This window comes from Endozoicomonas sp. 8E, assembly GCF_032883915.1.
In the GTDB taxonomy this organism is placed as follows: domain Bacteria; phylum Pseudomonadota; class Gammaproteobacteria; order Pseudomonadales; family Endozoicomonadaceae; genus Endozoicomonas_A.
Map to the genome: position 1 here is coordinate 2289200 of NZ_CP120717.1, position 25176 is coordinate 2314375.

Genomic DNA, 25176 nt, shown 5'->3' on the forward strand with positions numbered 1-25176 from the left:
GTCAATTGATTACCGTGAAAAGTGATTTCCACAGCAGGCAAAGAAGCAACTTACAATAGACCATGGCTGCCAAAGGGGCTAATCGATAGCCTGCTTCGCGGGAATGACGACCTCAGGGCGTGGGAACAAGCTGTTGGAGTTTTGCGACACCCTCGAAGGCGGGAATCCAGCGCCAACAGTGGGCTTCTGCCTTATTGGGGATGACCATGAACAGCAGCTTTGTTATCATCGCCTCGTCGCCATTCGTAGTAAGTTCCGAGGGTATAGAAGTAAGGAATACTTTCTGCATGGGAAAACGACCATTTAGGTACATTTTCCCTGAAGTATTTTTCCCAGCCATTCTCAAACAGTTTCATGGTGCGATCATGGCGCTCACGGAACTGCAGATAATTTTCCTGTCGAGTCCAGCCAGGTATCGTGTTGTTGGCCTTAACACGGTTTGCATAGGCTTCATCGGTTTCACTAAAGCCTTGAGGCGGAGCAATAGCCGTACGTTTCAAATACTCATCGTCCGTTTCACCCAGGCCCCGCCAGCGATTAATTCTGTCAAGACTACGTCCAATAGGCCCGCCCAGCCATTGATTGAGCATCTTGTTGTCGTTCATAAAAAAGTCGAAAGTGAGACTCGATGCCAGAGCGAACCCGAAGGTTTGTGCGTAGGTGAATCCGGATATAAGACTATGAGCGTATGCTCCGATAGTGGCTACCGGAGCCAATACCAGACCGGCTGTGGCAGAGGCCATCGTTTTCACTTTTTGCGGTGTCACCCTGTTTAACAAGGGTACCTGAACCCCTTGTCCGGACCCCATGGATTTCACTATTTCGGGTACCAGACGGGAAATGCTGCGATACCTGTGTGGGTTGGCGTTGTGCTGTCTGGCAAACAGCGCAGAGCCGGTTTTCAACAGAATGACTGAGGACGCGGCTTTACCCAATGGCATGGCCAGCCCACCCACTTCAGAGATTTGTTCAATGCCACTGTGATAGGCATATTGGCTGGTTCGGTCAAGATCAACACCGTAACGTTCCAACCAGTGCTGGAAAGGTGTCAGTACCCGGTGCAGGTAATCCCCCCTGTTGGTCAGATCCAGAAGATACAGGAACGACATGTTTGAGAGGGAGAGCGCTTTAGCCTGCCAGGCAGTATGGGTTACCAGTAGCGGTTTGTAGCTGGAGAAGTACCAGGTGACAGCCTGTACCAGAAAAGCTGAAGGTTTGACCCAGTAATCATCAAGCTGCTGCTCAACCGCTGCGGCATGAGCCCACATCAATGTGCTATGGATAGCCTTGATCAGTTCTGTTTCAGAGAGTCCGGCCGCATTGGCATAAGGTGTCAGGGTATCCTGAACATTGGCCAGAAACGCTGCCGTCCTGCGGCCATTGTCAAAGGCAATATCGTCAAGAACATAGTTGGCGATGACCGCAACTGCGTACTCTTTCATGCCGGCAACCGACTCTTTCATAGCTGCCGGGTCAGTTGCAGTCACGGTCACAGGAGGAAAGGCACTGTGCATGAATTCCTCAGTACCTTTGTCGGACAGCATCCGGACAACGGCCTTGAAGTGAGGCACATTGACGCCGTGTCTGTAGCCAAGGAAGTGCTCAAATTCATCCACTGTCTGATAACCGTCGACACCTCTGACGGCTTTCATGTAGTTCTCAAGTTCAATCTTGCTGATCAGTCTTTCACGCAGCAGAGTTATGATCTTGTTGCCACTGGCAGAATGGGCGGCGAAGTATTCCGAGAAGCCTTTCAAATCCCCTGGTTCATGCTCGACAAAGTGAATGGCTCTTTTGCTCATGCTGCGTATTTCGTCGTCGTATTGTTGAGCCCCGGTTTTCATCTCATTTCTGGCCCTGTCTGCCAGAGCCTGGACTTGTTCAATGAGATTCTGAGGCTGACCTTCTAAAGGCTCGGCAGGGGAGGGCGGGAAGCTCGCCTTCAGGTTTTTGAAGAGTTGCACAATCCGGCTGGCCTGGTTAAACGTCAGATCGTCTCCGACCACTGCCTGTAAGTGAATCGGTGCAAATTCATCGTCAAAATCGAAAGTTGCAAGGTCTGGTATTCGCTTACCGCTGTTGACTGCTGATTCTGCCAGGCCCAGTGCGGCATCCAGCGCTTGTTGCCTGAGAGAGTGCTGCTGCGTGAAGGTGTTTATGGCGGCCAGAACATTGACCTGTCCCGGTGAGAACTGGAAGGGGCCACCGTCGTTTTCGACAGCTTCCTGTGCAGCCTTCAGGGTTTCCTTCATTCTCTCAAGGTCTGCTTGTCTGTTTTCAATCTCCCTTTCCAGACGAACCTGTTCCTGAGTCAGTTGCTGGATTTTGCCGCCGGTACCATCATGTCCACCCAGTTGTACCAGTTTGTTTCTCAGGGCATTGATCCGTTGTTTATTGGTGTCAGCAGGATCTGGTTTAAGACCCATAGCTTTTTCAGCAGTGCCCAGAAGGGCTTCCTGATTCGCCAGTGCCTTTTTTGCTATTGATACAGCTTCACTTTTTTGATTCAGGGCTGAATCCAGCATAGCTATTTCGTTCTTATGTATGGTATTAGCTTCATTATCGGTGTTTTCAGAATTGCCAAAGGGCTTTTTTTTTCGATCCAGATTCTCTTGTGCAACAGCCTTTTCAAGCATTGCATGGGCTACTTCTGTACTTTTTCTGTCGTGTTCAAGCAGGAATTTTGTGACCCGATTGTACTTTTTCCTGGCCAAAGGCAGTTCACCCTCAATTGCATAGGTTTCATCAAGACCATAAGTTTTTTCAGAGGCTTTATTGGCACTAAAGTAATCAGCTTCTTCAGGCAAACCGAGCTCACCCTTTATTTGGATGTTCATAGCTTTTGTGGTTTTCTCAATGACTTCATCGCGTCTTTCTGCACTGCATACCGACAGGAAGTGTTTGATGTCGTCTAATCGCTCTTTGAAGGTTTTCTCATCACCTGCAGGCAGTCCCAGCTCGGTCTGAACGTGTTTCATTGCCTGATTGAGGGACGTGTCGTCTTCATCTGGAACAGGTTGCAGGTCGCTCTGGGCGAATACCCATTGTCTGCGACGAATAGCATCCAGTTTTTGACGAGCAGCTTCCTGTTCACTTTCAGCTTCTTGTATTGCCTGTCTGGCGACTGCCAGCTCACGATCAAGAACGTATCTTGGTTTAGGTCCCAGACGAGCTATTTGCCTGTCAAGCTCATTTTCAATGGCTTCGATACGATCATAAATATTAGGCCAACTCACCATGCAAATTTCTGCATCCAGCTCCCGAAGTGTGTCTTCAATGACGCTAGCCTGTTCATCCTCAGAGGCATCATCTTTATAGTCCTCGATGCACAGAAGACGAGCAATTTCATTGTGTGTCTCTCTTGTGAGCTCTTCATTGTCGAAGAGGTTGTTTAGCTCTTCCCTTAATGCCAGAATTTTGTCTCTCAGGGCATCCTTCTGGTCATTCAGGCTGGCACCTTCTTCAAATTCCACTTTTAGATCCGAAGCCAGTTCAGCAATAAAATCCATGTCTCTTCTTCTCTTGGCAGGATTTTCACTTATGTCAATGTTCAGCTCTTCCTCTATGGCTTCAAGCATCTTTCTGTCTTCTCTTATGATGCGTTCATTCAGATCCGGGATTTCGATATAAAAGGAAAGACGGCCTTTTAGTTTCTCGAGTTTTGTTTCCCACTTTTCCCTCACAGGTGGGAAGTCTTCTTGCCAGAGGGTATCTTCTAACTCATCCACCATGGATTCTGAGAAATCACCTGTGTTCAGTTTTGTAAAAATCCTTTCAAGCCTTGCTGCTTTGTGATCATCTTTATTGACTTCGATTTTGAATATTTCTTCCACTTTTTCCAGTATTTCCAAAGCCTCTTTCTCTGCCTTCTGTCCGACTTTTGGCATGTATAACTCCATTTCCTTAGAAATGGCGTTACGACGTTTATACACATCGTCCTCGCCATTGAGGTCATCCATCTTCAGGGCTTTTTCCAGGACAGTCAGTGTAGCAAGTACTTCAGGCCTGACTCCGGGGTGGCCCGGGGTTTGACCCATTTCTTGTTCCAGGTCAGAAAGCCTGAGTAGTCTGGAATGTACTGCCAATTCCAGGGCTTTGAGACCTTCTGGTGTGATGTCATCACTCAGTTCAACGCCGGGCATCGCTGCCAGAACACCTTTTTTGGCCCGGTTGTAAAAATCCTCTGGGTCTGGTTGCTCACTCGTTGTCTGAATTTTCTGAAGCAGGAGCTCATATTGAGCATACATTGTCTTAATTTGTTGACGCTGACGTTCATCCCGGGCTTTCATTGTCGTAAGTTTTTTAAGCAGCTGTTCCTGTTGAGCGTCAATATTTGTATTGCTGTCAAAGTCCTGAATGTTTAAATGCGCGGCAAGGGTTGTATAACGGGCTTTGATTTCAGCATCTGTTCTGGAGTCCTGCTGTTGACGAAGTTGTTGAGTGACCCAGGCTAGATGTTGTCTGAGGTTTTGCTGAATGACCTGTCGACGGACTTCCGGATTCTTTCCGTTGTCTGAGGCCAGACCGAGCTTTCTTTCAAAGTCAGTCAGTGAGTTCTGGATGACCACATTGTTCGGTTTTGCTCTTTGTTGCAGCTGCTGTTGAATGGACTGATAGAAGGTATCCAGATCATCTTCATTGTTTAAAGTAATGCCTAACCTGCTTTTAATGGGCGCCAGTCTTGCTTTTACAGCTTCTTGCCATGGTTGTCCTGTTTCGGCATCTTTTTCGTCAGGAGATCTTTTGATATCAAGAATTTTCTCCCTGATGATTCTTTCTTGTTCTTCCAGTGGCCGGGTATCGTCCCAGTGATCAGTACCCAGCTCTGCTGCCAGTTGAGTGTTGATATCTACTCTTGCTTTTGCTGCGGTATCACGAAGGTTTTTGTCAATCGTTGGAAGTAGATTGACCATGTGCTGAAGTTTCTGTAGAAAGCTTCTCTTTGCTTCCAGTTTTTGTTGATATTGATGCTGAAAATGTGGCTGTTGACCCACCTTGGCCAGTCTCAGCAAAAGGTGCATTCGAATGGTCTTTTGACGGACCGCCGGGTCATCTTTCCTGGTTGGAGCCAGACCGAGCTGACCTTCGATTATCGTCAGTTTATCCCCGAATAACTCACCAGTCTGGTCTGGATGTTGTTGCAGATGCTGTAGAATGAACTCAGTGCGGCCACCCAGATCGTTTTCATTGTCTGAAACAATGCCGAGCTGGCCTTCAATCGCTGCCAGTGTTTTTTTTACAGCCTGCTCCAGAGCCAATTCTGTTCCAATAAATGTTGCGGCTACCGACTGGTTCATTTCATCAATTTTCTTTCTGAGGAGTCTGGCTTGTTCTTCTGGTGACAAGGTATCATCCCAGTCATCAACACCCAGTACTGCAGCCATATGAGCGTGGCGAGCTTTTGTGGCATCTGCTGAAGAATCAGTGACTTGTTTTGCGGTCAGTTCGGTCTCCCTTGCCCGAAACTTTTCCAGCGTACTCACCATCTCAAGCATTTGTCTGGCAATATCGCCCGTGACTTTCCGGGAAAATTTTGTGCCTTTGCCAACCGCAACCGCGTTTATCATGTCGGTGACATAGGGCATTAGATTCTGAATATTCTGAACAAAATTATGGTTAGTCAGAAGATTTTTAAGGACGGGTTTGAAGCTGAAGTTTTTTATGAGTTGAAACTGCACCCAGGTAGGCGTGATGACTGATGAAGCCTCTCTGATGTGCCCTGTCGCGAATTCAAATTCATCGGTTCCATCTGGAGTGGCACTGATTAATGCCTGCTGAAGAGATTCGTAGTAGGTAAGCTTCGACAGTTTATCCAGGTCAAGTCCGGCATCCTGTTGCGCGGCCAACTCGGCAGCAAGCTCTTCCAGCAGCGCCATCTGCCTGCTTCTGATCACGTACTGGTAGTTTTTGATTCTGGCTTTTTTAACTTCTGCAGTGAGTGCTTTAACACTATATACATCCCATAATTGGTAGTGGCTTTCGACAAAAGCGATATCGATCGGATTCTGTTTCTGACCACGGAAAACAATGATCTCCTCCGAAGCCTGTTCCACTTCCAGCTTTGGATAACCAGCAGGCACGGGATAAGCCTTTGTGTCATCCTCAACGTGTACAACATAGCCGACAGGTTTATGGTATGACAATAGATCATTCAGAGCTTCATACCGTAATTCTTCCCCCAGAACATGAACCTGGGCGTAGGCAGTGGTGGCGGCTGCGAAAAGCACCTCATCATTGACAAACAGCGATTGACCCAGCTGCTGCAGTTCAGGAGATTGGTCGCCTGCAGCGATAAGACGCATAAAAGTGCGCCCGTTCACTTTCACTTGCTCGACTTCAATAGCGGCAAGAGTAACGAAGTCATGGCTTGCGCCAAGGTTTCCCGCTCTTTCATTGGCACCTTTCAGCACTCCGGCCAGGTGTTCGGGACTGGCGATTTTTGTCAAAGGTTCCAGATGCAGGTGTCCAGCTAATTGAGCGCGAACAGTTGCAACTGAGTCAGGATCGATCATCCCGATTCTGACTTCAATGAGCAGTAGGTTGTCTTTAAGGCAATGAGTAAACCTGAAGATCTCCTCATTAGCGACCTTCAGAACTTTGGTGTATTTCTGAGCAACGCCGTTCTCGCCTGTTTCAAACTGATCAACACTGGAAACGCCCCCTTCGATGCCGGAAAGAACGTCTGTGAAGCCCGTGGAAGGAACGTCGTAGTCAGCCCCGGCCTGATCCTGATCGGGGTAAGTGGTTGTAAAGGATTTGGGTATTGGCTGCTGGTCATCACCCAAGGTTGGCCAAACCATAACCTCGCTCTGGATAAACTCCAGATGTCCATTGCCCGGAATATCGGCAGATTTTGTCTGTAGCCTGCGATCGGCCAGTGCCTGTGTACCAATCATGGAAGAACTGATTGCAATGGCCACTGCAAGGCTCAATGCATCGGGGCGAGCCGTTGTCATTCTACTACCTCAGAGCTGAGTATTTTTATTACCGTGAAAAGAGATTGCTGGTCGGCGAGGAAGCAACTTTTAAAATCGCTCGTGGCTGTTAGTCGCTCATGGCTGTTCCGGTAAGCTGAAATATTCACCAGTATCGTGATGGTCTGCTGAGGTCGCAGTTGGAAAGCTTGATTGGGGGGCATTTCTCTTATCATGAACGTGAACTTTCTGATCATCACCCATTTGGCATTTGTAAAAGGCTCCAAGAGTGTAGAAGTAAGGAATACTTTCTGCATGGGAGAATGACCATCTCGGGACATTTTCCATGAAGTATTGCTCCCAGCCATTCTCAAACAGTTTCATGGTGCGATCACGGCGTTCACGGAACTGCAGATAATTTTCCTGTCGAGTCCAGCCAGACATCGTGTTGTTGGCTTTAGCACGGTTTGCATAGGCTTCATCGGTTTCACTGAAGCGTTGAGGCGAAGCAATAGCCGTACGTTGCAAATAGGTATCTTGCGTTTCCCCCACACCTGTCCAGCGATTAATCTTGTCAAGACTTCGGCCCAGAGGCCCGCCCAGCCACTGAGTGAGCATTTTGTTGTCGTTTATAAAGAAGTCGAAAGTGAGACTCGACGCCAGAGCGAATCCCAGGGTTTGAGCATAGGTGAACCCGGATATAAGTCCGTGGGCGTATGCTCCGACAGTGGCTGCCGGACCCAGTACCAGGCCGACGGTGGCTGAAGCCAGGGTTTTCACTTTTTGTGGAGTTATCCTGTGCAGCAGCGGTATCTGAACTCCCTGTCCTGAACCCATGGATTTCACTATTTCCGGCACCAGCCGGGAAATGCTGCGATAACGATGAGGATTGGCATTGTGCTGTCGGGCAAATAACATAGAGCCGGTTTTCAATAGAATCACTGAGGACGCGGCTTTACCCATTGGCATGGCCAGCCCGCCCACTTCAGAGATTTGTTCAATGCCACTGTGGTAGGCATATTGCCCGGTTCGGTCAAGATCAACACCTAAGCATTCCAGCCAGTGCTGGAAAGGTGTCAGCATCCTGTGCAGATAATCCCCCCTGTTGGTCAGGTCCAGCAGATAGAGGAACGACATGTTTGAGAGGGACAGGGCGCTAGCCTGCGAGAGGGTCTGAGTCGCCAGTAGCGGTTTGTAGCTGGAGTAATACCAGGTCACAGCCTGTACCAGGAAGGCGGAAGGTTTGACCCAGTAATCCGACAGCTGCCGTTCAACCGCTGCGGCGTGAGCCTGCATCAATGTGTCGTGGATAGCCTGGATCAGGTCTGATTCAGACAGACCGGCAGCATGGGCGTAAGGTGTCAGGGTTTCCTGAATATTGGCCAGAAATACTGCCGTTCTGCGGCCGTTGTCAAAGGCAATATCGTCAAGAACATAATTGGTGATGACCGCAGCTGCATACTCTTTCATGCCGACAACAGACTCTTTCATGCCCGCCGGGCCATTGGCAGACAGGGCCACAGGGTTAAAGGCCATCTGCATGAATTCCTCAGCACCTCTGTCGGACAGCATCTGGACAATGCTATTGAAGTGAGGCAAATTGACGCGGTGTTTGTAGCCAAGGAAATGTTCAAATTCATCCGCTGTCTGATAACCATCGACACCTCTGACGGCTTTCATGTAGTTCTCAAGTTCAACCTTGCTGATCAGACCTTCACGCAGCAGAGTGATGATCTTGTTTGCACTGGCATAACTGGCAGCCAGGTATTCCGGGAAGCTGTTCAGGTCTCCCGGTTCATAGTCGACGTAGTGAATGGCTGTTTTGGCCATGCCGTGGATTTCGTCGTCGTATTGTTTAGCTCCGCTTTGCAGCTCATCCCTGGCCCTGCTTACCAGTTGTCGGATTATTTTCAGGACATTCGAAGGCTGATTTTCTAAAGGCTCGAAAAGGGGGACCGGGAAAGTCTTCTTCAAACTCTTGAAAATTTTCACAATCCGATTGGCCTGATCAAACGTCAGAGCGTCTCCGGCCAATGCCCGCAGGTGAACCGGTGCCAACTCTTCGTCAAAATCGAAAGTCGTCAAGTCGGGTATGACTTCACCACTTTCCAGGGCTAATTCTGCCAGACTCATGGCGGCTTCCAGGGCTTGTTTCTTGAGTGAGTGCTGCTGTGTGAATGTGTGGATAGCGTCCAGAACTTCTGCCTGCTCCGGCGTGTACTGGAAGGGGCCGTCATCATTTTCGACGGCTTTCCCGGCTGCCCTGAGGGCATCCTTCATTCTCTCAATGTCTGCTTTCCTGACTTCAATCTCAGCTTTCAGACGGGCCTGTTCCCGGGTCTTGCTGCCAGTACTCTCATCGCCGTCTGGTTGTAACATTGCCTCCAGTTTTTGCTGAGCAATCTCCAGCTCACTTTCAGCTTCTTCTATTGTCCGGCTGGCTTTGGCTACCTCACGATCAAGAACGAATCGGGGTTTAGGTCCCAGGTGAGCCATGTGCTTGTCAAGCTCATCTTCTATGGCCGCGATACGCTCATTAACGGTAGGCTGACCGGCACTGTCAACTTCATCATTCAGCTCTCGGAGTTTTAGTCCAATCAGACTTTGCTGGTAAATGAGATCGGCATCTTCTTCATAACCCTCGATGTTGAGTGGACGAGCAATTTCATTGTTCATATCTTTTCTGAAACCATTGTCGTCATAGAAGCCTTCTACTTTTTTCCTTAATTCCAGAATTTTTTCTCTCAGGGCATTCTTCTGGTCATCCAGGCTGGTATCTTTTTTTAATTCCAGTTTCAGATCATCGGCCAGTTTAGCAACGAAATGCTTGCCTCTTTCTTTAGCAGCAGTGTTTTCCCTGATGTCGATGTTCAGCTTGTTCTCTACAGCTCTTAGTATCTCTTTTTGATTTTCTATGGCTCGCTCATCCACTTCTTCGACATAAAAGGCGAGAATCCCATCAATTCCCCCCCGTTTTACTCCTCTTATTTCGAACATAGCTACTTTCCAGGGGTAATAATCTGTACCTTCCAGCGCTTTTTCGTTTATGTCATCGTCCGTAAGCCCGGCACGAAGCCTATCAACTCTTTCTGTGTTGTCATCACCTTCATTGGTTTTTCTGTTGAGTGCTTCTTCTAACTCTTCCAGTATCTCCAGAGCCTCTTTCTCTGCCTCCGTAAGCCTTGCACGAAGCCTGACAACTCTTTCTGTGTTGTCATCACCTTCATTGGCTTTTATGTTGACTATTTCTTCTAACCCTTCCAGTGTTTCCAGGGCCTCTTTCTCTGCCGCCTGCCTGGCCTTTGTGATAGATGTCTGAATTGCCTTGGAAATGGCGTCACGACGGTAATAGACATCGGCCTTGCTATTGAGGTCATCCATCGCCAGGGCTTTTTCCACGGCAGCCAGTTTCTCAAGGACTAACGGCATGGCTTTGGGGTGGCCTGGTGTTCTGATGTCTTCCAGTTCCTGTTTCAAAGTTGCATAGCGAGCTTTTATTTCGGCTTCGTTTTCAGCACTTGTTCCGGTGCCCGGTTGCTGAAGGTGTTGCTGAATGGTCTGGTGGCGGGCTTTCAGATCAGCTTCGTTGACCGGGAGGAGCTGATTTTTAATCAAAGCCGCTCCGCAGATGCCATCCACTTTCTTTAAGAGGCGTCCGGCTTGCTCACCTGTTGGTTGGCTGTCATCCCAGTCATCTATGCCAAGTTGTGTTGCTATTTTAGAGTGCTGAGCCTTTATGACTTTTGAACTGGCATCATAAACTTGTTGTTCCAGCAGAGGGCATTGCCTGACCTCCTGCATAAGTGTCTTTACCAGAGTTTTCTGATCTTGCAGCTTAGCAAGAGTCCATGCATGTTTAGCCTTAACTTTCTGATAGATTTGTTGCAATTCCAGTTTTTTCTCATCACTGGCATCGGCTCTACCCGATTCAATCTCTAACTTGTGTTTGAACACGACGAGCTCGGCTTCCTCACTATATAGCTCATCCAGTTTGCTGAACACCTCAGCCATCTGCCTGGCCCTTTCACCCAGAACTTTGGACACAAACTGTTCGTCGTCGTATAAATCATCGGTCTTTAATTTGGCGATAACGGGTATATGATCGACAATATTCTGAACAAAATGCTGGTTAGTCAGAAGATCTCTGAGTGCGGGTTTGAAGCCGAAATGTTTTTCAAGTTGATTGTGCATCCAGATGGGTGTAATGAACGACGAAGCGACTCTGAGGTCTTCCAGTGTGACTTCAAACTCCCTTATGCTATGTATTTTATCTGGAGTGGCACTGACCAATGCCTGATCGAGAGATTCATAGAATGCAAGCGCACCCATCGCCCGTTTATCTTTGTTTGAAAGTGTCGTCGGTTGATCCTGGTTGACTCCCTGCCGCGCAACAAATTCCTCCAGCACTGTCATCTGCCTGCTTCGAATGACGTACTGGTAGGCTCTGACCTTATGGGTTTTAACTTTTGTTAATACTGCAGGGGAGGGTTGGGGACCCTCAGCTTCCTGCCATAGGTCATAGAGCTTTTCTACAAAAGCGACATCATCCGGATTCAGCCTCTGACTATGGAAAACAATCACCTCCCCCGGAGCTTCTGCTACTTCCAGCTTCGGATAACCCGCAGGCACAGGATAAACCTTTGAGCCATCCTTGACGTGTACAACGTAGCCAACGGGTTTGCTGTGTGCCAGCAGTTCATTAAGAGCTTGCTGTTGTAAGGCTTCTCCCAGGACATGAACCTGGATATAGGCAGAAGTCGCTGCTGCCAGGAGAGCATCATCATTGACAAAGAGTGACTGGCCCAGGCGCTCCGGTTCAGGTGGCCGATCACCCGCTGAGACAAGGCGCATGAAGGTACGCCCACCCACTTCAACCTTGTCTACTTCAATGCCAGCCAAGGTAACATAGTGATCACTTTTGCCCAGGTTTCCCGCTCTCTTCCCGGCACCTTCAAGCAGATCGAACAGTTGTGTGGGTCTGGCAATTTTCGTTAACGGTTCCAATGATTCCATGCCAGTCAATTGAGAACGGACAGCCGCAACTGAATCCGGATCGGTCATACCGCTTCTGACTTCAATGACCAGTTCTTTTTCTTCAAGATTATGGGTAAACCTGAAGATTTCCTCATCACCCAGCTTCAGGACTTTGATGTATTTCTGAGCAACGTCATTTTCGCCTGTTTCAAACAGATCAACACTGGAAACACCCCCACAGAAATGAGAAGCAACACCTATAAAACTTTTAGCCGGCATGGCATAGGCCGCACTGACATCAGTGTAATAACAGTAGGTGGTGGTAAAAGATCCGGGTATTGGCTGCTGGTCATCAGCTAACGTTGGCCGAACAATGATCTCACTCTGGGTAAACTCCACATGTTCATTGGTAATATCGACAGATTTTGTCTGCAGCCTGCGCTCGGCCAGTGCCTGGATACTAATGATGGAAGAGCTGATTGCAACGGCCACTGCAAGGCTTAATGCATTGGGACAAAATTTGCTCATTTTACTACCTCAGAGCTAAGAATTTTTATAATGGTGAGCTGTGATTGCCATTGCAGGCGAAGAGGCGACTTTTAATCGCTCGTGGCCATCAGAGGGCCATGGTTGCAGGTAGAAATATTTCTCTTAATGATCATGAACTTTCTGAACATCGCCCTTTTGCCACCCATAGAAGGCACCCAGAGTGTAGGAGTAAGTGACGCTTTCTGCATGGGAGAACGACCATTTAGGTACATTTTCCCTGAAGTATTTCTCCCAGCCATTGTCAAACAGTTTCATGGTGCGATCACGGCGTTCACGGAACTGCAGGTAACTTTCGTGCTGTGTCCAGCCAGGGATTGTGTTGCTGATTTCAACACGGCTGGCATAGGCTTCATCGGTTTCACTGAAGCGTTGAGGCATGGCAACAGCCGTACGTTTCACATAGTCATAGTTCGTTTCACCGACGCCCCGCCAGCGATTAATTTTGTCAAGACTACGTCCAAGAGGTCCACCCAGCCATTGAGTGAGCATCCTGTTGTCGTTCATAAAAAAGTCGAAAGTGAGACTCGACGCCAGTGCGAATCCGAAGGTTTGAGCGTAGGTGAATCCGGATATAAGACCGTGAGCGTATGCTCCAACAGTAGCTACCGGACCCAGCACGAGTCCGGCGGTGGCAGAAGCCAGTGTTTTCACTTTTTGTGGTGTCGCCCTGTGCAGCAGCGGTACCTGAATCCCTTGTCCGGAACCCATGGACTTCACTGTTTCGGGCACCAGCCGGAAAATGCTGCGATATCTCTGTGGGTTGGTGTTGTGCTGTCTGGCAAACAGCATAGAGCCGGTTTTCAGCAGAATGACTGAGGACGCGGCTTTACCCAATGGCATGGCCAGTCCGCCCACTTCCGAGATTTGTTCAATGCCACTGTGGTAGTCATATTGCCCGGTTCGGTCAAGATCAACACGGTAGCGTTCGAGCCAGTGCTGGAAAGGTGTGAGCATTCTGTGCAGATAATCCCCCCTGTTGGTCAGGTCCAGCAGATAGAGGTACGACATGTTCGAGAGGGACAGGGCGTTAGCCTGTGAGAGGGTGTGAGTCGCCAATAGCGGTTTGTAGCTCGCGAAGTACCAGGTGACAGCCTGTACCAGGAAGGCTGAAGGTTTGACCCAGTATTCCTTTAGCTGCCACTCAACCGCTGCGGCATGAGCCTGCATCAAGGTGTTATGGATAGCCTTGATCAGTTCTGTTTCAGATATTCCGGCAGCATTAGCATAAAGTGTCAGGGTATCCTGAACATTAATCAGGAAGGCTGCCGTCCTGCGACCGTTTTCAAAGGCAATATCGTCAAGAACATAGTTGGCGATGACTGCGGCTGCGTACTCCTTCATGCCGACAACCGACTCTTTCATACCCGCCGGACACGCTGCAGTCCCGATCACTGGAGCAAAGACAGTCTGCATGAATGCCTCGGCACTCTCATCGGACAGCATCTGGACAACCTTCCTGAACTCAGGCAACTTGACGCCATGTTTATAACCAAGAAAGTGCTCAAATTCAGCCACTGTCTGATAACCGTCGACACCTCTGACAGCCTTCATATAGTTTTCAAGTTCAGCCTTGCTGATCAGTCCTTCACGAAGCAAAGCCATGATCTTGTTAGCACTGGCAGAACGGGCAGCGAAGTATTCCGAGAAGCCTTTCAGGTCCTCCGGTTCATGCTCGACAAAGTGAATGGCTCTTTTTCCCATACCACGAATTTCGTCGTCGTATTGTTGAGCTCCTTTGCCGATCTCACTTCTGGCTCTGTACACCAGCTTCTGGATTTCTGTCAGGGCACTCTGAGGCCAATCTACTTTCGTCCTCAGGCTCTTGAAGACTGCCACAATCCGATTGGCCTGATTAAACGTCAGACTGTCTCCGGCCAGTGCCTGCAATCGAATCGGCGCAAATTCATCGGCAAAATCGAAAGTTTTAATGGAGCGTATAACCTTACCGCTTTTTGCTGCTGATTCTGCCAGAGCTATTGCGGCTTCCAGAGCTTGTTGCATGAAAGGGTGCTGCTGTATTAAGGCTTCCATAGCGGCCCGAACTTCTGCCTGTTCCGGCGTGTACTGGAAGGGACCGCCGTCATTTTCGACGGCTTTCTCTGCAGCCCTGAGGACTTCCTTCATTCTCTCAATGTCTGCTTTTCTGGTTTCAATCTCACCTTTCAGACGGGTCGATTCCTGAATCAGTTGCCGGATCCTGCCGCCAGTACCATCATTCCCGCCCAGTTCTACCTGTTTGTTTCTCAGGGCATTAACTCGTCGTTCATAGGTGTCAGAAGAGTCTGGTTTAAGATCCAGGGCTTCTTCAGTGGCCTCAAGGAGCGCCTTGTAATGCGTCAGGTCATCGATGTTTTCATAGTCGATAATCTCCCGTTCTTTATGATCCTGATTCGCTCGTGCAGCAGCCCCTTCAGGCATTGCATCGATTTCATCCATACCTTGCCTGTCGTGCTCACACAGGAATTCTGAGATCTGGATGTATTTTTTTCTGGCTAACGGCAGTTCACCCAATGCGTCATCGACTTCATTCCGACCATGGGTAGCCAGCTTGCGATAAACAGTCTCCAGCTCAGCCATAGCGTCTTCTATCTTACGTTTGGCAGTGGCTACCTCACGATCAAGAACGTATCGGGGTTTGGGACCCATTTGAGCCATTTGCCAGTCAAGCTCAATCTCAATGGCTGCAATGCGCTCATTAACGTCAGACAGACCTGCATTCATAACTGCTTCATCCAGCTGTCGGAGTTTTTTTTCAATCAGACTGTTTTGGTCGTCGATAATGGCATCTTCTTCATAATCCTCAATGTTGAGTTGATAAGCCATGTCATTGTTTCTGGCTCTTCTGATACCTTCGTCGTCGCAGGTCTGATATAGCTCTTCTATTAATGCCTCAATTTTTTCTCTTAGTGCATCACTCTGATCAGAAAGGTTGTCATCCTCTGCAAATGCTACATTCAGATCTCGGGCCAGTTTAGCAGTGAAACTCTTGCCTCTCTCTCTGGCAGCAAGGTTTCCACGAGGATGGATGCGCAGCTCTTTCTCTACAGCTTGAAGCAGACTTGTCTGTTGTTCTTTGACTTGTTTATCCAGGTACGAATCTTCGACTTTATAGTTAAGAATCGCACGAAGCTTCCTGATGTTGAGATCCCTCTTGTTCAGAGCTGTGCTTTCTTCATGCCACAGGGCCTGATCTATCTGATCCAGCAAGTGTTCAGGAGAATCTTCGCTGTCAAGTATTGCATGAACCCGTGCAAATCTTGCTATTTGGCCGTCCTCTTCATGGCTTTCGAGGTTGAGTGTTTTTTCTACGGCTTCCAGCAGGTCGGCCCGTTGTTTTTTGGCTGACTTATTCGGGTCAGGGTTTTCGGCTTTATAGTGAAGGTTCGCATGAAGCCTGATGAGTTTGAGGTCCTTCATGTGCATAGTTCTGCTCTCACGGGACAAGAGGATGGTATCTATCTCATACATTATCCTGTCCAGCATCCTGTTTGAGAGGTCACCGTTGTTAAGTACTTCAAAAACCCGGGTGAGTCTTGTTTTACTGTAGCCCTCTTCATTGGCTTTGATGTTGAGTTCTTTTTCAACCACTTCCAGCATGTCCCGGGCCTCTTTTTCTGCCCGCTGTCTGGCGTCTTTGATATATTTCTGGATGTCTTCAGAAATATACTGACGATGAAGATACACATCGTCGTTTTGATCAAAATCAGGCCTTTTCAGAGCTTTGTTTACGGCACTCAGTGTCTCAATTACTTCAGACCTGATCTTGGGATAGTCTGGTGTTCTGATGTCATCCAGTTCTTTTTCCAGAGCAACTTTTCTGGCCCTGATTCGAGAATCTACTAAATCGATTTGAGCATACGCTGCCTGAAGGCTGTGAATCCATTGTTCTTTTTGATCATTCAATGCCTTAAATTTCTGAAGCAGATACTTTTGCGGAGCATCAATATCATCATTGCTATCAAAATTCTCAATGTTTAAACATGAGGCAATGTTTGCAAATCGGGCTTTGCTTGCAACTTCTTTTTCAGTCACTTCGTCAAGCTGTCCTGTTACGGCCTTCGCCTGATTGGTGTCATGAATTTTTATATTGATGAGTCTGGCTTGTGCTGGTGGCTGGCTAGCATCCCGTTCATCAATACCAGACTGTTCTGCCAGTTTAGTGTTGCGAATGTCTGTTGCTTTTGGCCTGGCATCAGGGACTTGTCGTTCCAGCGATGGAATTCTGTCGACTTCCTGCTGAAGCATCAGATTCTGATTTTTCAGATCTTCCAGCTCGATAAGAGCCTGTGTCAGCTCATCTTCAACATGCTGTCTGATTTGCTTTGTTATCGGCCCTTCCTCATGACTATCAACGGCTTTTGCCATCACGCGAAGTAATTTTTCGTTTAGCTCGGCGAGTTGTGCCTCTTTTGCCTGTTGCTCTGCCTGTAAGTAGTAAATTTCAAGCCGCTGTCTGACCAACATGTCGTTGGTAACTTTCGAGGTAAACTGTTCGTCTTCACCGGGAATAGCGATCCGCGCCAGGTTTATTTTGCTGATAGTGGGGATCACTTTCTGAATATTCTGAACAAAGTGCGGATTACTCAGAAGATTTCTGAGTATGGGGTTGAAGCCGAAGTTTTTTACGAGTTGATCATACACCCAGAATGGCGTGATGACCGACGAAACGACTCTGACGTGTCCTAACGTTAATTCAAATTCATCGGCTTTATCCGGACTGACACTGATCAATGCCTGATGGAGAGATTCATAGTATGCAAGCGTCTCCAGTTGAATCTGCATCTGTGCTTCGTTAAATTCAGCGTCGGAATGTGCAGCCAAGGCCTCAAGCAGTTCCATCTGCCTGTTTCGAATGACATACTGGTAGCTTTTGACCTTGTCTTTTTTTACCTGTGTTAATACATCAGTGGCGGCATTACAATCAACTTTATACCATTGCTTGTAGAGTCCTTTCACAACTGCGATCTCGGTCGGATTCTCCTTCTGACCACGGAAAACAATCCTCTCCCCCGAAGCTTCAGTCACTTCCAGTTTTGGATAACCGGCAGGCACGGGGTAAACCTGCCTGTCATCCTCAACGTGTACGATATAGCCGACGGGTTTATGGTACGATAACAGTTTGTTGAGAGCTTTATGTTGTAAATTTTCCCCCAGAATATGAACCTGAGCATAAGCAGAAGTGGCTGCTGCCAAAAGCGCCTCATCATTGACAAAGAGCGATTGCCCCAGACGCTGGAGTTCAGGGGGCTGATCGCCCGAAACAATAAGACGCATGAAGGTGCGCCCGTTCACTGCAATTTTTTTTACTTCAATGGTGGCAAGGGAAACATAGTTATCGCTTGCGCCAAGGTTACCAGCTCTACCATGTGCAGCTCTCAGCACTTCGACCAATTGTTCGGGACTGGCGACTTTCATTAAGGGTTCTAGTGGTTGGATGGTGCCTGATTGAGAACGAACTGCCGCAATTGAATCCTGGTCGGTCATTCCGCCTCTGACTTCAATGACCAGTTCCTTTTCTTTAAGGTTATGGGTGAACCTGAAGATCCCTTCATCACCCACCTTCAGGATTTTGGTGTATTTCTGAGCAACGTCATTTTCGTCGGTTTCAAACAGATCAACACTGGAAACACCACCCTCAATGCCGGAAAGAACGTCCGTGAAGCCTTCAGAAGGAACTTCATAGCCCGCTCTGGCTTGAGTCTGATCGGGGTAAGTGGTTGTAAAGGATTTAGGTATTAGTTGCTGGTCTTGACCTAAAGTTGGCCGAACCATAACCTCACTCTGAGTAAACTCCTCATGACCGATGCTTGAAACATCGACAGATTTTGTCTGCAGCCTGCGATCGGCCAGCGCCTGTGTAGCAATGATGGAAGAGCTGATTGCAACGGCCACTGCCAGGCTAAATGCATTTAGGGGAGCAGTTGTCATGCCACTACCTCAGAGCTGAGTGTTTTTATTGCCGTGAAAAGAAGTTGCTTCACCAGGCGGGAAAGCAACTTTTAAAATCGCCCATGGCTGTTAATCACTCATGGCTGTTAATCGCTCATGGCTATTCCGGCAAGCTGAAATGTTCACCAGTATCATGGTGGTCTGCTGAGGTTGCAGGTGGAAAGCTTGATTGAGAGGCGTTTCTCTTATCATGACCGTGAACTTTTTGATCACCGCCCTTTTGCCATTCGTAAAGGGCTCCAAGAGTGTAGAAGTGAGGAATACTTTCTGCGTGGGAGAATGACCATTTAGGCACATTTTCCCTGAAGTATTTCTCCCAGCCATTCTCAAACAGCTTCATGGTGCGCTCACGGCGTTCACGGAACTGCAGATAATTTTCGTGTCGAGTCCAGCCATACATCGTGTTGTTTGCTTTAACACGACTAGCGTATTCTGCATCGGTTTCACTGAAGCCCTGGGGCGAAGCAATAGCAGTACGTTGCAAATACTCATCGTCCGTTTCACCCAGGCCGCGCCAGCGATTAATTTTGTCAAGACTACGTCCAAGAGGTCCACCCAGCCATTGAGTGAGCATCTTGTTGTCGTTCATAAAGAAGTCGAAAGTGAGACTCGACGCCAGAGCCAAGCCGAAGGTTTGAGCATAGGTAAACTCGGATATAAGACCGTGAGCGTACGTTCCAACAGTAGCTACCGGACCCAACACCAGGCCGGCGGTGGCAGAAGCCAGAGTTTTCACTTTTTGTGGCGTCGCCCTGTGCAGCAGCGGTACCTGAATCCCTTGCCCGGACCCCATGGACTTCACTATTTCGGGCACCACGCGGGAAATGCTGCGATACCTGTGTGGGTTGGCGTTGTGCTGTCTGGCAAACAGCGCAGAGCCGGTTTTCAACAGAATGACTGAGGACGCGGCTTTACCCAATGGCATCGCCAGTCCGCCCACTTCCGAGATTTGTTCAATGCCACTGTGGTAGGCATATTGCCCGGTTCGGTCAAGATCAACACGGAAGCGTTCCAGCCAGTGACGGAAAGGTGTGAGCATTCTGTGCAGATAATCCCCTCTGTTGGTCAGGTCCAGCAGATAGAGGTACGACATGTTCGAGAGGGACTGAGCGGTGGCCTGCGAGACGGTGTGAGTCGCCAGCAGCGGTTTGTAGCTGGAGAAGTACCAGGTGGCAGCCTGTACCAGAAAGGCTGAAGGTTTGACCCAGTATTCCTTTAGCTGCCACTCAACCGCTGCGGCATGAGCCTGCATCAGGGTGTCATGGATAGCCTTGATCAGGTCTGATTCAGACAGGCCGACAGCACTGGCATAAGGTGTCAGGGTGTCCTGAATATTAGTCAGGAAGGCTGCCGTCCTGCGGCCGTTTTCAAAGGCAATATCGTCAAGCACATAGTTGGCGATGACTGCGGCTGCATACTCCTTCATGCCGGCGACCGACTCTTTCATACCCGCCGGGCCTGATGCCGTTACGGTCACAGGAGCAAAGACACTGTGCATGAATGCCTCAGCACTCTCATCGGACAGCATCTGGACAGCCTTCCTGAACTCAGGCACCCTGACGCCGTGTTTGTAACCAAGGAAGTGCTCAAATTCAGCCACTGTCTGATAACCGTCGACACCTCTGACGGCTTTCATGTAGTTTTCAAGTTCAACCTTGCTGATCAGGCCATCACGGAGCAAAGCCATGATTTTGTTAGCACTGGCAGAATGGCTGGCGAAGTATTCCGGTAAGCTTTTCAGGTGCCATGGCTGATGCTCGGAAATGCCTGCCGTCCCGGTCACTGAAGCAAAGATATTCTTGATGAACGCCTCAGCCTCCTCATTGCTCAGCATCCGGACAACACGCCTGAATTCAAACACCCCTACGCCCAGTTTATAACCAAGGAAGTACTCAAATTTATCCGATATCTGATAACCTTTGACACCTCTGAGGGCCTTTATGTAGTTTTCAAGTTCAACATTTTTGATCAGGCCTTCACGCAGCATAGCTCTGATCTTTTCAGCACCGGCAAAACCGGTAGCGCAGAATTTCGAGAAGCTTTTCTGGTTCTCGGATACATGCTCGACAAAGAGAACGCCCGCTGAGCTTATGCCATGAATTTCGTCGTCGTATTGCTGAGATGCGGTTTTTATCTCATTCCTGGCCCTTTGCACCAGAATCTGAACTTTTTCAATGGCTTTCCGAAATTGATACTCCGCAGGCTTGAAGGGACGTTTCCGGAAGATCGTCTCCAGGCTCTTGAAAACTTCCACAATATGACTGGCCTGTTTAAACGTCAGTTGGTCTCCGGCCAATGCCTGCAAGCGAATCGGTGCAAATTCATCGTTAAAATCAAAAGTCTTGAGGCAGGGTATTGTGTTACCGCTTTCTACTGCTGATTCTGCCAGACCCATCGCTGCTTCCAGGGCTTGTTTTTTGAGGAGGTGCCGATCAGTGAATGTGTGTATAGCTTTCAGAACTTTTGCCTGTTTCGGTGTGTACTGGAAGGGTTCGCCAGAATTTTTGACGGCTTCTTCGGCAGCCTTCAGGACTTTTTCCGTTCTCTCAACCTCTGCTCTGGAGGCTGCAAGTTTTGCTATCCAGTCTGCATTTTCAGCTGCTTTTCGGGCTTCTTCCTGAATCAGTTGCCCGATTTTTCCGCCAGTGCCATCATTACCGCCCAGTTGTAACTGTTTGTCTCTCAGGGCATTAAGCCGTTGCCGTCGGGTGTCAGAAGTGCCTGGTTTAAGACCCAGGGATTTTTCAGTGGTTTCAAGAAGCGCGTCATGATCCTCCAGATCTTGTTTTGCATTTGATAGCGTTTCACTTTTATCATTCAGGTCTGAATTCAGCGGATCCATGTCGATCTTGTTTGAGGTTGCAGACTTCTCATTGATATCTCCTGATTCGAACAGCTCCTGTTCTTTACGAGCCAGATTCTCTCGTGCAATAACCTCTGCAGTCATCGCATTGGCTAAATCCGTAGCTTTCTTGTCGTGCTCACGCAGGAATTCCGTGACCTGACTGTACTTTTTACGGGTAAAAGGCAGTTGACCCCATGCTTTATCGTCTTCACCCGTTGCGTCCCGACCAAGCAATGGATAGGTTTGAATAGAATAAGTTGCTTCCCCCGAATCGGGGTAGCTTGATATCCAGACGTTCAGATTTGTTTTGGCTTTCAGTTCATTAATGATTTCAGCTCGTGCTTCTACACTGTATTTCAGCAGATTACGTGTGATGTCCGTCATTCGCTCTTGATCGGTTTGCTTGTCACCTGCAGACAGACCCAGGCAAATCTGAGATTGTTTCAATGCCAGATTGAGGGTCGTTCCTTCATCTGGATACCGCTGGTGAGAAAGGCTACGCACTTGTTTTTGAAAAATAGCTTCGTGCTCACTATTAGCTTCTTTTAGTGCTCGCCTGGCTGTGGCTACCTCACGATCAAGAACGTATCGGGGTTTGGGTCCCAGGCGAGCCATTTGCCTGTCAAGCTCATTCTCAATGGCTGAGACATGCTCATCAACGTCGGCCTCACCTGCTTTGAAAACTTCTTCATCCAGCTGTTGGAGTTTTTCCTGAATTAGAATGTTCTGGTCTTCTATACTGGCGTCATCTTTATAGTCCTCAATGTTGAGTTGATGAGCAATTTCATTGTTTCTGCCTCTTCTGACATCTTCGTTGCCATAGGCTTCCTCTAGTTCTTCCATTAATGCCAAAATTTTGTTGCCAATATCATACTTGTTGTCAGACAGGTGGGCGCCGTTTTTAAATTGCAACCCCAGATCATTGGCCAGTTTGGCAAGAAAAGCTTTGCCTCTCTCTTTAGCTGCATCGTTTACAATGGAGTAGATCTGCAGTTTATCCTCTATAGCTTTAAGCAGCTTTGCATGTTGTCTTATGGCTCGCCCAGCCGAATCTTCAACATAAACGGTAAGACGCCCCTCAAGCCTCCAGCGTTTTATGGCCCTGTCGCTTTCCGGTGTTATGTCTTCTTTCCAGAGGGTTTCTTCTATCGTATCGAATTTGGCTTCTGAGACGTCATTGCTGTCAAGTTTTGTGCGAACCCTTTCGAGTCTGGTTGCTTTATCATCACCTTCATTGAAATTGATATTGAGTATTTCTTCTATGGTTTTCAGAATAACCAGCGCTTCTTGCTCTGCCTGAAGTCTGGTGATGTATGTCTGCATTGCCACAGAAATGGCGTCACGACGGTAATACAGATCGTCCTCGCTATCGAGGTCATCCATGTTCAGGGCTTTTTCCACAGCAGTCAGTTTCTCGAGTACTTCAGGCAAGACTTTGGGGTGGCCTGGTGTTCTGATGTCTTTCAGTTCATTTTCCAGCTTTGAAAGATCGAAGAGTTTGTTATGTAGCATTGATTCCAGGTTGGTTGGGTCTTCCTGCATAGTCTCTTCCAGATCTATACCAAGAGTCTCAGCCAGAACGGCTTTTGTTGCCTTGATGAAAGCCTGCTGTATATCGAGCTGATCACCCATTGTCTTAATTTGTTGACGTTGAAGTGCTTGTTGAGCATGCATTGCCGAAAGTTTTTCAAGCAGGCATTTTTCTTGATCGTGAACATCTGCATTGATATCAAAATCCAGAATGTTCAAATGTAAGGCAATGTTTGCATAGCGGGCTTTCATGTATGCTGTTTTTTTGGCCTCTGAGCTGGTGCTTTGTGGCGATTCCTCCAGAGCTTGTTTTTGAAACTCTGCTGTTGCGGCGACCAGTCCGTAAATTTCATTAATTCTTTTGGTGATGAGTCTGGCTTGCTCTTCCAGAGGCTGGGCCTCATCCCAGTTATCAATACCAAGCTCTGCTGCTGTTTGAGTGTTGCGAGCTTTTGTGGCATCTGTTCTGGCATCATGAACTTGTTTTTTTAGCAATGGAATTTGATCAACTTCCCGTTGCAGCGTCTCTATCTGGTTTATCAGAGCATCTATCTTGCCATGAACCTCCGCAAGCTGATCCTCAACATACTGATTTAGTTCCTCCATTCTCAATTCACTTTGTTTTATCAGCACGGCCTCTATTGTCCTGAGCTTCTCCAGCTCGCTTTCCATCTCCAGCAGCTGCCCGATAAAGTCGCCAATGACTTTGGGTTCAAAGCCTTCGTCATGGCCAGAAGAGTCACTAAAAGGTTCAAAATAAGGAGCCTTATACCAACTTTTGGGAAAGAGTGAAGTTTCATGAATATCCTGAACAAAGTGCTGGTTAGTCAGAAGATTTCTAAGTACAGGTCTGAAGCCGAAGTGTCTTAACAGTTGAATATGCACCCAGGTTGGCGAGATGTACGTCGAAGTGAATTCAACGTGTTTTAATGCGAATTCAACTTCCTCTGCTCCATCTGAAGTAGCACTGGTCAATGCATGCAGAAGATTTTCTGAGTATGCAAGCTCGAACACCATATCATCGTACTCTTCACCGAAGTTGAGTCCGGCATCGTGCCTTGCAGCTAAATCCTCCAGCATTATCATCTGAACGTTTCGAATGGTGTGCTGGTAGCTTTTGACCTTGTCTTTTTTAACAGTTGTCTTGTCATCTTCACCGGCTCTCCTCCACCAGTCCATATAGAGGCCTCCCACAAGAGCCATATCGCTGGGGTTCTGTTTCTGACCATGGAAAACAACAACATCCCCCGGAGTCTCAGTCACTTCCAGTCTTGGATAACCAGCAGGTACAGGATAAACTTGTGTCTCATCCTCGACGTGTACAACATAGCCGATAGGTTTATGGTGTGACAGCAGATCTTCCAGGGCATCCTGTTGTATCTCTTTCCTGAGAACATGCACCTGGGTATAGGCAGAGGTGGCCGCTGCCAAAAGCACCTCATCATCGACAAAAAGCGATTGACCCAGACGCTGCAGCTCAGGAGGTCGGTCGCCTGCGGCGATAAGGCGCATGAAGGTGCGCCCGTCCACCTCCATCTTGTCTACTTCAAGGGTGGCAAGGACAACATAGTTATCGGCTTCGCCAGGGTTTCCTGCTCTTTCATTCGCACCCTTCAGTATCCCCACCAGATGATCGGGGCTGGCCATTCCGGTAAAAGGTTCCAATGCCCAGGCGACCCCTGATTGAGCGCGAACAGCACGAATTGAATCCTGATGGGTCATACTGTCGCTGACTTCGATGAGCAGTTTCTCTTCTGCAAGGTTATGGGTAAACCTGAAGACCCCCTTATTATCCACCTTCAGGACTTTGGTGTACTTCTGAGCAACGTCATTCTCGCCGGTCTCAAACTGATCAACAATGGCAACGCCACCCTCGATGCCAGAAAAAACGTCTGTGAAGCCTTCAGAAGGAATGTCATAGCCTGCTCTGACTTGAGTCTGATCTGGGTAGGTGGTGGTAAAGGATTTGGGTATTGGCTGCGAGTCATCATCCAATGTTGGCTTAACGATGACCTCGCTCTGGGTAAACTCCACCTGTTCACCGCCCGAAATATCAACAGATTTTGTCTGCAGCCTGCGATTGGCCAGTGCGTCTGTAGCAATGATGAAAGAGCTGATTGCAGCGGCCACGGCAAGGCTTAATGCATTGGGGCGGATGTTTCTCATTCTATTACCTCGAAGCTGAGTATTTTTATTACCGTAAAAAGTGATTGCTACGCCAAACGAAATGGCAACTTCCAATCGCTTATGGCTGTCAATCACTTATTCGAGTGGCTTCAAGGCTCTTTTATTTTAACGGAGAAATGTCTGTGGGCTGAGAAGGTAAGCTTACACGTCTCCATAACCGGTGTTTTGTCACTGGTGTGACAATGATGGTAGTTGTTTGTTGCGTAATTAATTCACCGGCGCTTTCTT

At 48.2% G+C, this 25176-nt stretch carries 5 protein-coding genes; 1 reads left to right on the forward strand and 4 read right to left on the reverse strand.

Annotated elements, in window-relative coordinates; genetic code table 11:
* Window positions 1–21 precede the first annotated feature (21 nt).
* A complete protein-coding gene (locus P6910_RS08045; RefSeq protein WP_317145752.1) occupies window positions 22–204 on the forward strand; it encodes a hypothetical protein in 183 nt (60 codons plus the stop codon).
* Here P6910_RS08045 and P6910_RS08050 read toward each other — a convergent pair.
* The 4 genes from P6910_RS08050 to P6910_RS08065 form a co-directional block, all read right to left on the reverse strand.
* On the reverse strand, window positions 192–6956 hold the full coding sequence (locus P6910_RS08050) for a hypothetical protein (protein WP_317145753.1): 6765 nt from the start codon (window positions 6954–6956) through the stop codon (window positions 192–194). The genes P6910_RS08045 and P6910_RS08050 overlap by 13 nt on opposite strands.
* Before the next feature lie 96 nt (window positions 6957–7052).
* Window positions 7053–12416, reverse strand: coding sequence for a hypothetical protein (locus tag P6910_RS08055; RefSeq protein ID WP_317145754.1), 5364 nt, complete (start codon window positions 12414–12416; stop codon window positions 7053–7055).
* Between the two features lie 123 nt (window positions 12417–12539).
* Window positions 12540–18365: a hypothetical protein gene (locus P6910_RS08060; RefSeq protein WP_317145755.1), complete on the reverse strand. Its 5826-nt coding sequence runs from the start codon at window positions 18363–18365 to the stop codon at window positions 12540–12542.
* 121 nt (window positions 18366–18486) lie between these two features.
* Window positions 18487–24927 carry a hypothetical protein gene (locus tag P6910_RS08065; RefSeq protein WP_317145756.1) on the reverse strand — a complete coding sequence of 2147 codons (6441 nt, stop codon included), beginning with the start codon at window positions 24925–24927 and terminating at the stop codon, window positions 18487–18489.
* Window positions 24928–25176: the final 249 nt, after the last annotated feature.